Raw genomic sequence first — 12,516 nt, 5'->3', positions numbered from 1 at the left:
ATACTCACTATTATAATTTTTCACATTAAATAAATGTCAGAACTATTATTACCACCAGAGCATCGCTATGCTAAAAGAATTGCAGCCCAACTAAACGATGACGGAAGCGAGCTTTCGATCTTAAATTTAGGGCCTACTCACCCAGCTACACACGGTATTTTTCAAAATATCTTGTTGATGGATGGAGAAAGAATTCTAGAAGCGGAACCAACTATTGGTTACATTCACAGAGCTTTCGAAAAAATCGCTGAAAATCGTCCTTTTTACCAAATCACACCTCTTACTGATAGAATGAACTATTGTTCATCGCCTATAAACAATATGGGTTGGTGGATGACATTAGAAAAATTGTTGGATATTGAAGTTCCTAAAAGAGCGCAATATTTAAGAGTAATTGTAATGGAATTGGCTAGAATCACGGATCATATCATCTGTAATTCAATCCTTGGTGTGGATACCGGAGCGTACACCGGATTTTTGTATGTGTTCCAATTTAGAGAAAAAGTCTATGAAATCTACGAAGAAATTTGCGGAGCTCGTTTGACTACTAATATGGGAAGAATTGGTGGTTTCGAAAGAGATTGGTCACCAGAAGCTTTTAGAAAATTAGATGTGTTTTTAGCGGAATTTCCTGCTGCCTGGAAAGAATTTGAAAACTTATTCGAAAGAAATAGAATTTTTATTGACAGAACTGTAAATGTTGGAGCTATAACGGCTGAACAAGCTATGGCTTACGGATTTACAGGTCCAAATTTACGTGCTGCAGGTGTCGATTATGACGTCCGTGTAGCGCAACCGTATTCTTCTTATGAGGATTTTGATTTTATTATTCCTGTTGGGAAATCTGGAGATACGTACGACCGTTTTTGCGTTCGTAATGCCGAAGTTTGGGAGAGTTTGAGTATCATTCGTCAAGCATTAGAAAAAATGCCGGAAGGAAATGACTTTCATGCCGATGTTCCGGATTATTATCTTCCTCCAAAAGAAGATGTTTACACCAGTATGGAATCGTTGATTTACCATTTCAAAATTGTGATGGGTGAAGTTCCTGTTCCAGTTGCCGAAATATATCATCCTGTTGAAGGTGGAAATGGAGAACTAGGTTTTTACTTGGTTACTGACGGAAGTCGAACTCCATATAGATTACATTTCCGCAGACCTTGTTTTATTTACTATCAAGCGTATCCAGAAATGATTAAAGGTTCATTACTATCGGATGCAATTGTTATTTTGTCAAGTTTAAATGTTATTGCCGGAGAATTAGACGCTTAATAAAATTATAAATGATGAATTGTAAATTAGGAATGGAAGTCAAAAAACATTTAAAATTTAGGATTCAAAATTTGAAATAATAAAAAATGGAACGTACGTATCACAAACAAGAAATAAATATGACTGAAGCATTGATGGCTCGCATCAATGAACTTATCAGTCATTATCCTGAAGACAAAAGAAAATCGGCTTTATTGCCTGTTTTACATGAAGTTCAAGATGCTCACGACAATTGGTTGAGTATTGAATTAATGAATAAAGTAGCCGAAATCCTTTTGATTAAACCAATTGAAGTTTATGAAGTAGTTTCGTTTTATACGATGTACAACCAAAGACCAGTTGGAAAATACATGTTTGAATTTTGTCAAACTTCTCCTTGTTGTTTGAATGGAGTAGAGGATTTAATGGATTATACTTGTGAAAAACTAGGTGTAAAAGTAGGTGAGCCTACTCCAGACGGTCTGTTTGAAGTTAGAGGTGTTGAATGTTTAGGTGCTTGTGGTTACGCTCCAATGATGCAATTAGGCGATTTTTACAAAGAACATTTGACGGCAGCAAAAATCGACGAGTTAATTGATGATTGCAAAAACGATACAATAATATTACACGATAAATAATATGTCACAAAAAATATTATTAGACAAAATAAATATTCCAGGAATTAAAACGTACGAAGTATACCGTCAAAACGGTGGTTATGCTTCAGTAGAAAAAGCCCTAAAAACATTAACGCCAGACGAAGTAGTTGAGGAAGTGAAAACTTCAGGATTGCGTGGTCGTGGTGGAGCAGGATTCCCAGCAGGAATGAAATGGAGTTTTATTGATAAAAAATCAGGAAAACCAAGACATTTAGTTTGTAATGCGGATGAATCAGAGCCAGGAACTTTCAAAGACCGTTATTTGATGGAATTTATTCCTCATTTATTGATTGAGGGAATGATTACTTCCAGCTATGCATTGGGTGCAAACCTATCTTACATCTACATTCGTGGAGAATATATGTGGGTTTATAAAATATTAGAAAGAGCCATTAATGAAGCAAAAGCCGCTGGATTTTTGGGTAAAAATATATTAGGTTCAGGGTACGATTTAGAACTTTATGTTCATTGTGGTGCCGGAGCTTACATTTGTGGTGAAGAAACTGCATTGATTGAATCATTGGAAGGAAAAAGAGGAAATCCTCGTATCAAACCACCATTTCCTGCTATTTCAGGACTTTGGGCAAATCCAACGGTTGTAAATAACGTAGAAACAATTGCCGCTGTGCCTTGGATTATCAATAATACAGGAGCGGAATATGCTAAAATTGGTATTGGACGTTCTACAGGAACCAAATTAATTTCGGCTTCAGGACATATCAAAAATCCTGGTGTTTACGAAATTGAATTGGGCTTAAGTGTTTACGAATTCATGAATTCAGATGAATATTTAGGCGGAATGAGTTCTGACAGACCTTTAAAAGCATTTGTACCGGGAGGAAGTTCTGTTCCCGTTTTACCTGCGAATTTAATTTACAAAACTGCAAACGGTGAAGATCGTTTGATGTCATACGAATCGTTAAGTGACGGTGGATTTGCTACAGGTTCTATGTTAGGATCAGGCGGATTTATTGTTTACAATGATACATCTTGTATTGTTCGTAATACTTGGAATTTCTCTCGTTTTTATCACCATGAAAGTTGTGGACAATGTTCCCCTTGTCGTGAAGGTACAGGCTGGATGGAAAAAGTATTGCACCGAATAGAAAATGGTCATGGACGTGAAGAAGATATCGATTTGCTTTTAAGCATTCAAAGTAAAATTGAAGGAAATACCATTTGTCCATTAGGTGATGCGGCGGCTTGGCCAGTGGCAGCAGCAATTCGTCACTTTAGAGAAGAGTTTGAATACCATATTCGTTTCCCGGAAAAAATAAAAAATAGAGATCATTTTGTTGCTGAACCTTTTGAAAAAGTAAAGCATTTAGTTTCTAAAGTAATCGTATAAAGTCAAGAATTTCAGAAAATGAAAGTAACCATAGACGGTCAAAGCATAGAAGTAGAACCAGGAACAACAATCCTGCAGGCAGCACGTATGATAGGTGGAGAAGTAGTTCCGCCAGCAATGTGCTATTATTCTAAACTAAAAGGTAGCGGTGGAAAATGCCGTTGTTGTTTAGTGGAAGTTTCCAAAGGAAGTGAAGCCGATCCAAGACCAATGCCTAAATTAATGGCATCTTGTGTAACCGGTTGTATGGACGGAATGGAAGTAAACAGTAAATCTTCGCCAAGAGTAACCGAAGCAAGAAAATCAGTAACGGAATTTTTATTGATTAATCACCCGTTAGATTGTCCGGTTTGTGATCAGGCAGGAGAATGTGATTTGCAAAATTTAAGCTTCGAACACGGGAAATCAGAAACTCGTTTTATCGAAGAAAAAAGAACGTTTGAGCCAGAAAATATTGGTCCAAATATTCAATTACACATGAACCGTTGTATTCTTTGTTACCGTTGCGTAATGGTGGCAGATCAATTGACTGACGATCGTGTTCACGGAGTAATGGATAGAGGAGACCATTCTAATATATCGACTTGTATTTCTAAAGCGGTAGATAATGAGTTCTCCGGAAATATGATTGATGTTTGCCCAGTAGGAGCTTTAACTGATAAAACATTTAGATTTAAATCCAGAGTTTGGTTCAGTAAGCCTTACAATGCACACAGAGATTGCCCTACTTGTTCTGGAAAAACTACCGTTTGGATGTTTGGTGACGAAATCCAACGTGTTACCGGAAGAAAAGACGAATACCATGAAGTAGATGAATTTATTTGTAATGGATGTCGTTTTGATCACAAAGATATTGCTGATTGGACTATTGAAGGACCAAGAGCATTCGAAAAAGATTCGGTTATCAACCAAAATAAATACAACAGAAAATTACAAAAAGTGGAAATCGCTACTGAAGAAAATATTCTTTTAGGTAGAGAAGAAGACCGTAAGAAAATAAGCATGGTCGAAATTCCATTGACTGAAGAAGACATTATTAATCAAAAAAGCTTGGGTAATAATGGATAGTACTATTATCATAGAAAAAAGTGTCATTATTATTGCAGTTTTTGCTTTGACAATGTTGATGGCAATGTATTCCACTTGGGCTGAACGAAAAGTTGCCGCTTGGCTTCAAGATCGTGTTGGACCAAATAGAGCCGGTCCTTTTGGATTGTTTCAACCGCTTGCCGATGGTTTAAAATTATTCTCGAAAGAAGAATTTGAGCCTAATACACCAAACAGATTTTTGTTTTTTGTAGGTCCGGCAATCGCAATGAGTACCGCTTTAATGACTAGTGCCGTAATTCCTTGGGGAGACAAATTGCATTTGTTTGGAAGAGATATTTTATTGCAGGCCACTGATTTAAACATTGGATTGTTATACTTTTTCGGAGTTGTTTCAGTAGGTGTTTACGGAATCATGATTGGTGGTTGGGCATCTAATAATAAGTTCTCTTTGATGGGTGCGGTTCGTGCTGCTTCGCAAATGGTATCTTATGAAGTTGCGATGGGGCTTTCGATGATTGCTTTGTTGATGATGACTGGAACGTTGAGTTTAAGAGAGATTTCGGCACAACAAGCAGGAATGAATTGGAATGTTTTTTACCAACCATTATCTTTTATTATATTTTTAATTTGTGCTTTTGCAGAAACGAACAGAACTCCTTTTGACTTAGCGGAATGCGAAAGTGAATTAATTGGAGGTTATCATACCGAATATTCATCGATGAAAATGGGATTCTATTTATTTGCTGAATATGCTAATATGTTTATTTCTTCTACAATTTTGGCGGTTTTATTCTTTGGAGGATATAATTATCCTGGAATGAGTTGGGCTGTTGAAAACTGGGGTGTAAATATTGCCAACATTATAGGATTTGGTGCTTTGTTTATCAAATTGTGCGGATTCATATTTTTCTATATGTGGGTTCGTTGGACTATTCCAAGATTCAGATACGATCAATTGATGCATTTGGGTTGGAGAATATTAATTCCATTGTCAATTATTAATATTATAATTACTGGAATTGTAATTTTGAGAAGTGAAATTGCAACTTATTTAGGATTTTAATTAGTACCGAAAAAGCCCTAGCCCTGATAGCAGTGGTAATCCTTTTATCCTGAACTTGTTTCAGGATCCTGAAACAAGTTCAGGATAAAAAGATTGAAACGAATAGCAGGATTAAGCTTCAAATAAAAATAAAAAATGTCAATAGAAAGTATATCCTTATCGGGAAGAAAAAAGCAAGTCTCTAACAAGGAGATGACTTTTTGGGAAAGAATGTATCTTGTTGCAATTGTCAAAGGTTTGATAATTACGATTCAGCATTTGTTCACCAGAAAAGTAACGATTCAATATCCGGAGCAAGTACGTGAAATGAGTCCGGTGTATCGCGGTCAGCATATGTTGAAGCGTGATGAGCAAGGTCGTGAGAATTGTACGGCTTGTGGTTTATGTGCGTTGTCTTGTCCTGCGGAAGCGATTACGATGAAGGCTGAAGAACGCAGAGCAGATGAAAAACATTTGTACAGAGAAGAAAAATATGCATCGATTTATGAAATCAATATGTTGCGTTGTATTTTTTGTGGATTGTGTGAAGAGGCTTGTCCGAAAGACGCTATTTACTTGACAACTTCTAAAGTTCTGGTTCCTTCAAGTTATGAAAGAGAAGATTTCATCTTTGGGAAAGACAAATTGGTCATGCCGCTTGAAATGGCAATGAAAAACGCTCAACTTAAAAACGCTAACTAATGTCTACGATACTTATAATTTTTTGTGTATTGGCTGCTATCACATTAGCAACCGCATTTTTGACAATTTTTAGCAAAAATCCGATTCACAGTGCTATTTATTTAGTCATTTGTTTCTTTTCGATTGCGGGTCATTATCTATTATTGAATTCTCAATTCTTGGCGATAGTGCATATTATTGTGTATTCTGGAGCGATTATGATTTTGTTTTTATTCACCATCATGTTGATGAATTTAAATGAGGAAAGAGAAGTTCACCGACCTAGAATTACGCGATTAGGAGCTATAGTTTCTTTTTGTTTAATCTGTTTGGTTTTGATAGCTATTTTTATCAATTCAAAACCTATTGTTGGAGAATACGTTACTACAGGAGAAGATTATCAGTCTATAAAAGTATTAGGTAAAATCCTGCTGAATGAATATATGGTTCCGTTTGAATTTGCTTCTATATTACTTTTGGTTGCTATGATTGGAACTGTGTTATTGTCTAAAAAAGAAAAATTGCAAAAATAAGATGAACAATATTTTAAACCACATTGGTATTGAAAATTATATATTCCTAAGCGTAATACTTTTTTGTATTGGCGTTTTTGGGGTGTTGTACAGACGAAATGCCATTATCGTATTTATGTCAATTGAAATTATGCTGAATGCAGTAAACTTATTGTTTGTAGCATTTTCGACCTATCATCAAGATGCGCAAGGACAAGTTTTTGTGTTCTTTTCGATGGCTGTTGCTGCGGCAGAAGTTGCGGTAGGATTGGCGATTCTGGTTTCTATCTTTAGAAATTTAGGTTCAATTACTATCGATAATTTAAAAAACTTAAAAGGATAAATGGAAATGAATACCAATATAGCTTTAGTTTTAGTTCTTGCTCCTTTTTTAGGATTTTTAATCAATGTTTTCTTTGGCAAAAGCCTTGGGAAATCACTTTCAGGAATAATCGGAACACTTTCAGTGATAGTTTCTTTTATTGCAACTGCTTATTTCTTCAGTGGAATAGCTGCGCAACCGGAAGGAATTCGAATTTCACTTTTTGATTGGATCCAAATCAGTAATTTCAATGTTGATTTTGGATTTCAATTGGACCAATTATCTATTTTATGGTTGCTTTTCGTAACTGGAATTGGGTCTTTGATTCATTTGTATTCGATCAGTTACATGCACGATGATGAAAATATGCACAAGTTTTTCGCGTATTTGAATCTGTTTATATTCTTCATGATTACTTTGGTAATAGGAAGTAACTTATTAGTGTTGTTCATCGGTTGGGAAGGCGTTGGTCTTTGTTCATATCTGTTAATTGGATTTTGGCATAAAAACCAAGAGTACAATGACGCTGCTAAGAAAGCATTCATCATGAACCGTATTGGTGATTTAGGGTTGTTAGTTGGGATTTTTATTCTAGGGAATTTATTCTCGACTTTAGATTACGCTACTTTAAAAACAGCGATGTCTGGTCCAATCTCAATATTTGATTATTGGATGATTAGTTTAGCTGCTTTCGCTTTATTTATTGGAGCTTGTGGTAAATCAGCACAAATACCATTATATACTTGGTTACCGGATGCGATGGCTGGTCCAACACCGGTTTCGGCATTGATTCACGCAGCTACAATGGTAACTGCAGGGATATTTATGATTACCAGATTGAATTTCTTATTTGATTTAACTCCAGATGTACAATCGATAATTGCTGTAGTTGGAGCTGTTACTGCTTTAGTTGCTGCAACCATTGGATTGGTTCAAAATGATATTAAGAAAGTATTGGCTTATTCTACCGTTTCTCAATTGGGATTAATGTTTTTGGCTTTAGGTTTAGGCGCTTATGAAGTGGCTGTTTTCCACGTAATCACGCACGCTTTCTTCAAAGCTTGTTTGTTCTTGGGTTCAGGTTCTGTAATTCATGCTTTGCACGGAGAACAAGACATGCGCAACATGGGTGGTTTGAAAAAAGCGATGCCAATTACTTTTGCAACAATGTTGATTGCTTCTTTAGCAATTTCCGGAGTTCCATTGTTCTCTGGGTTTTTCTCGAAAGACGAAATCTTATTAGTGGCTTTCCATCATAATATTCCGTTATGGGTAGTGGCTTCGGTTGCTTCTATAATGACTGCTTTCTATATGTTCCGTTTGATGTTCTTAACGTTTTTCCAAGAATTCAGAGGAACCGCAGAACAAAAACATCATTTGCACGAAAGTCCTTCTTTGATTACCATTCCTTTGATTGTTTTAGCAATTTTGGCAACTATCGGTGGTTTGATTAGTTTACCAGGAAACAGTTGGTTGAATCATTATCTGATTCCAATTTTACCAAAATTAGCAACTGCAGAACACCATTTAGGAATTACTGAATATATCTTGATGGCTATTGCTGTTGTGGGTGGATTAGTAGGAATTGGTATGGCTTACGCCAAATACATCAAACAAAATACAGTTCCGACTGAAGATGCTGAAATTACAGGATTTTCTAAAGTGCTTTACAATAAATATTATGTTGATGAAATTTATGACGCTATTTTTGTTAAACCAATTAATTTCTTGTCTCGTTTTTTCAGAGACACTGTAGAAACTGGTTTATCAGCTTTAGTTTTTGGATTCGGAAAAGTTACCAACGAAATAAGTTACCAAGGAAAGAAAATACAAAATGGAAGCATTGGTCTTTATCTTTTTGTTTTCGTATTAGGGCTTTGTGCCATTGTTTCTTATTTATTTTTAGCTCAATAATCTTATACTATGAATGTATCTCTAATATTAATTATACTTTTGGTTGGTGCGTTTGCAACTTTTCTTGCAGGCGATAAACTGGCTTCAAAAGTGGCTTTGTTCTTTGGATTAGCTGCTGCAGGCGCTTCTGTTGTATTATTAAATCACTATAATTTAGGTGAAAACATCAGTTTCATCAACCAGTGGATTACGCAGCCTAATATTTCTTTTGCTCTAAAAGCAGACGGATTATCAATGGCAATGCTATTATTGACCACAGTTTTGACTCCAATAATTATATTTTCCTCTTTTGGAAATGACTATAAAAATTCAAAATCATTTTATGCTTTAATCTTGTTTATGGCGTTTGCAATGGCAGGAACTTTCTTGGCATCAGATGGTTTGTTGTATTATATTTTCTGGGAATTAGCATTGATTCCTATTTACTTTATCGCCTTAATTTGGGGTAACGGAGATACAGAAGAACGCAAAAAAGCGGTAGTTAAATTCTTTATCTACACACTTGCCGGTTCTTTATTTATGTTGGTTGCTTTTGTTTATATGTATCAAAAAGCGGGAAGTCTTTTATTAGAAGATTTATACAAATTAAATTTATCAGCAACGGAACAATTGTGGATATTCTTGGCTTTCTTCTTGGCGTATGCCATTAAGATTCCATTAATTCCTTTCCACACTTGGCAAGCAAATGTGTATCAAAAAGCACCAACTGTTGGGACAATGCTTTTATCTGGTATCATGCTAAAAATGGGATTGTACAGTGTTATCCGTTGGCAATTGCCATTGGCGCCATTGGCAGCCAAAGAATACATGTATATTTTCATAGGACTTGGAATTGCAGGTGTGATTTACGGATCTATCGTAGCATTGAAACAAAAAGATTTAAAGAAATTATTAGCGTATTCTTCTTTGGCTCACGTTGGTTTGATTGCGGCAGGAACATACACTTTGACATTAGACGGATTGCGTGGAGCAGTTTTACAAATGATTGCACACGGATTTGTTGTTGTAGGATTGTTTTATGCCGCTGAAATTATTTTCAGAAGATATGAAACCAGAGCGATTGCTGAAATGGGTGGTATTCGTACGCAATCACCAAAATTCACTTCGATGTTTTTGATTTTGGTATTGGCATCTGTTGCTTTGCCTACTACTTTTAACTTTATTGGAGAATTCACCGTCTTATACAGTCTTTCACAAATTAATATTTGGTTTGCTATTTTAGGAGGAACTACCATAATTTTAGGAGCGTATTATATGTTGAAAATGTTTCAACATGCAATGTTGGGAGAAACCAATTCTAAAGTTTTTGCTGATGTAACGATCAATGAAGGAATAACTTTGGTACTAATAATTGGTGTTTTATTCTTTTTTGGGATGTATCCAAAGCCAATTACCGATTTGATTACGCCAAGTCTGGAAGAAATTTTAACTCAAATAAACCGAATTAACTAAGTCAAATAAAAAATGAATACATTAATAGCTATAATAGGATTAGGTGTTTTATGCCTTTTATTTGAAATTTTTAATTTAAGGAAAGCCATTGTTCCAATAACAATACTTGGATTATTGGGAGTGCTGGGTTTAACTATATCTGAATTTAATTCTACCGAGAGTTACTACAACAACATGATTGTTGTGAGTAAATTTTCAAGTACTTTTTCGTCTTTGTTTATTGTGCTTACCATTTTCTTAGTGGCTTTAGGACATAACTTTTACGAAAATCATCAATCTAAAATCTCTGATTATATTGCCATAAAAATATTTTTATTGGCAGGAGCAGTGGCGATGGTTTCTTTTGGGAACTTAGCAATGTTCTTTTTAGGAATAGAAGTATTATCAATTGCGCTTTATATTCTTGCGGCAAGTGATCGTATGAATTTAAAAAGTAACGAAGCTGGAATGAAATATTTCTTGATGGGATCTTTTGCTTCGGGAATTATTCTTTTTGGTATCTGTTTAATTTACGGAGCCATGGGAAGTTTTGATGTTACTGAAATCAGTGAATTATCACAATCAGCTGAATTGCCAATTTGGTTCCCAATAGGAATTGTATTGGTAACTATCGGAATGTTATTTAAAGTGGCTGCAGTTCCATTTCATTTCTGGGCACCGGACGTTTACGAAGGTTCTCCGGCGTTGACAACGGCATTAATGAGCACTTTAGCGAAAGTAGTTGCGATGGCGACTTTGTACAAATTATTATCTGTTATGAATGCAGATGTTTCAGAGTCATTCAAAATTATTGTAGTCGTGATTTCTATGGCTTCGATGACAGTTGGTAATATTATGGCCTTGAGACAAACGAATGTAAAACGTATGTTGGCTTTTTCAGGGGTTTCTCATGCTGGTTTTATGTTGATGACTTTATTGAGTTTGTCTACATCAGCTGGAAGTTTGTTGTATTATACCTCAGCGTATTCTTTATCTGGAATCGCAGCTTTTAGTGTAATTTTATACGTTTGTAAAAATAGAGACAACGAAGATGTGGTTAATTTTCACGGATTAGGAAAAACAAATCCATTATTAGCAGCCATTCTTACGGCAGCTTTACTTTCTATGGCTGGTATTCCAATTTTTGCAGGATTCTTTGCTAAGTTGGTTTTGTTCAATCAAACTATTCAAGCGGGTTACTTGGCTTTAGTAATTGTAGCAGTAGTAAATTCCATTATAAGCGTTGGTTACTACTTCAAATTAATTTTGGCGATGTACACTAAAGAACCAAATGAAGAAAGAAAAGGAACTCCGGTTATTATTTATGCTGTTGCTGTTATAGCGATTGTTTTGAATATTGCATTAGGTTTATTCCCTTCTTTTGTGTTGGATTTATTGGCATAAACCAAAGTTTTTTAAAAATATACAGAAAACCATCAAGAGCAATTTTGATGGTTTTTTTTATGAATTACTTCGAATAAAACCAATCTCTCAATTCCTAATAAAAGCTTAATATCGAATTGATTTCAAACTAGTTTTATTAAATTTGTATATACAAATGATTTAATCGTTTACTAAATAAAGAAAGATGGCAAATACATTAAAAATACAAATCTGGTCGGATATCATGTGTCCGTTTTGTTATATTGGAAAAAGAAGAATTGAAGGTGCGCTACAAAATTTCGAACATAAAGATGCAGTTGAAATTGAATGGAAAAGCTTTCAGCTAGACGCTGGCTTTGTTGCTTCTCCCGAGGACAATATGGTAGAGCATTTGGCAGAAAAATATAGAAAAGATACCGATTGGGCACAAGAGATGCTTGACAATATGACTCAGAATGCTAAAAATTCAGGTTTGGATTTTCATTTTGAAAAAGCGATTATGGCCAATTCATTGCATGCGCATCGCTTGTTGCATTTGGCGAAAAAGTATAATATGGCAAATGATTTAGAGGAATTACTGTTCAAAGCCTATTTGACCGATGGTAAGAATATTAATGATTTGAATACATTGAAGGCATTGGGACTGGAAGTAGGACTGAATGCTGAAGCGATTGATGAAGTATTGCATTCTGATGCTTATGCAAATGAAGTACAGCAGGACATTGCAGCAGCTCAATCTATAGGTGTTCAAGGGGTTCCTTTCTTTGTTTTCGATAATAAATATGCTATTTCGGGTGCGCAACATGTTGAAACATTTGTGAAAACACTAGAGAAAGTATGGGAAGAAGGAAAGTTTGATTCAAAAGTAACGCTATTAAATGCTACCGATGGAGACAGCTGCGGAATCGATGGTTGTGATTAAA

The 12,516-nt window shown here is 35.3% G+C and carries 12 protein-coding genes; all 12 read left to right on the top strand.

Annotated elements, in window-relative coordinates:
* Window positions 1-33 precede the first annotated feature (33 nt).
* The 12 genes from CLV00_RS03190 to CLV00_RS03135 all read left to right on the top strand — a co-directional run bounded on the left by CLV00_RS03190 (window position 34) and on the right by CLV00_RS03135 (window position 12,515).
* Complete coding sequence (locus CLV00_RS03190; protein WP_099713779.1) at window positions 34-1,272, top strand: NADH-quinone oxidoreductase subunit D; 1,239 nt, start codon at window positions 34-36, stop codon at window positions 1,270-1,272.
* A gap of 86 nt (window positions 1,273-1,358) precedes the next feature.
* Window positions 1,359-1,889 carry an NAD(P)H-dependent oxidoreductase subunit E gene (gene nuoE, locus CLV00_RS03185; RefSeq protein ID WP_099713778.1) on the top strand — a complete coding sequence of 177 codons (531 nt, stop codon included), beginning with the start codon at window positions 1,359-1,361 and terminating at the stop codon, window positions 1,887-1,889.
* A gap of 1 nt (window position 1,890) precedes the next feature.
* A complete protein-coding gene (nuoF, locus tag CLV00_RS03180) occupies window positions 1,891-3,258 on the top strand; it encodes an NADH-quinone oxidoreductase subunit NuoF (protein WP_099713777.1) in 1,368 nt (455 codons plus the stop codon).
* 18 nt (window positions 3,259-3,276) lie between these two features.
* The gene (locus CLV00_RS03175; protein WP_099713776.1) at window positions 3,277-4,326 is read left to right on the top strand and encodes a 2Fe-2S iron-sulfur cluster-binding protein; all 1,050 of its coding nucleotides are present in this window, start codon (window positions 3,277-3,279) and stop codon (window positions 4,324-4,326) included.
* Window positions 4,319-5,371, top strand: a complete 1,053-nt coding sequence (gene nuoH, locus CLV00_RS03170) for an NADH-quinone oxidoreductase subunit NuoH (RefSeq protein WP_099713775.1) — start codon at window positions 4,319-4,321, stop codon at window positions 5,369-5,371. The genes CLV00_RS03175 and nuoH overlap by 8 nt, the downstream gene beginning before the upstream one ends.
* A gap of 135 nt (window positions 5,372-5,506) precedes the next feature.
* The gene (locus CLV00_RS03165; RefSeq protein WP_091172451.1) at window positions 5,507-6,052 is read left to right on the top strand and encodes an NADH-quinone oxidoreductase subunit I; all 546 of its coding nucleotides are present in this window, start codon (window positions 5,507-5,509) and stop codon (window positions 6,050-6,052) included.
* Window positions 6,052-6,564 carry an NADH-quinone oxidoreductase subunit J gene (locus tag CLV00_RS03160; protein WP_091172454.1) on the top strand — a complete coding sequence of 171 codons (513 nt, stop codon included), beginning with the start codon at window positions 6,052-6,054 and terminating at the stop codon, window positions 6,562-6,564. Before CLV00_RS03165 ends, CLV00_RS03160 begins: the two co-directional genes overlap by 1 nt.
* A gap of 1 nt (window position 6,565) precedes the next feature.
* Window positions 6,566-6,886, top strand: coding sequence for an NADH-quinone oxidoreductase subunit NuoK (nuoK, locus tag CLV00_RS03155; protein ID WP_066079401.1), 321 nt, complete (start codon window positions 6,566-6,568; stop codon window positions 6,884-6,886).
* Window positions 6,887-6,892: 6 nt separating this feature from the next.
* Entirely contained in the window at window positions 6,893-8,779 is a 1,887-nt protein-coding gene (nuoL, locus tag CLV00_RS03150) for an NADH-quinone oxidoreductase subunit L (protein ID WP_099716214.1), read from the top strand.
* Window positions 8,780-8,788: 9 nt separating this feature from the next.
* Window positions 8,789-10,231, top strand: coding sequence for a NuoM family protein (locus CLV00_RS03145; RefSeq protein WP_099713774.1), 1,443 nt, complete (start codon window positions 8,789-8,791; stop codon window positions 10,229-10,231).
* Window positions 10,232-10,243: 12 nt separating this feature from the next.
* Window positions 10,244-11,614: an NADH-quinone oxidoreductase subunit N gene (locus CLV00_RS03140; protein ID WP_099713773.1), complete on the top strand. Its 1,371-nt coding sequence runs from the start codon at window positions 10,244-10,246 to the stop codon at window positions 11,612-11,614.
* A 184-nt stretch (window positions 11,615-11,798) separates the two neighbouring features.
* Complete coding sequence (locus CLV00_RS03135) at window positions 11,799-12,515, top strand: DsbA family protein (protein WP_099713772.1); 717 nt, start codon at window positions 11,799-11,801, stop codon at window positions 12,513-12,515.
* Window position 12,516: the final 1 nt, after the last annotated feature.

The organism is Flavobacterium sp. 11 (assembly GCF_002754315.1).
GTDB classification, from domain to species: domain Bacteria; phylum Bacteroidota; class Bacteroidia; order Flavobacteriales; family Flavobacteriaceae; genus Flavobacterium; species Flavobacterium algoritolerans.
The sequence above is the reverse complement of the archived record's forward strand: the minus strand, read 5'-3'. Positions and strand labels throughout refer to the sequence as shown.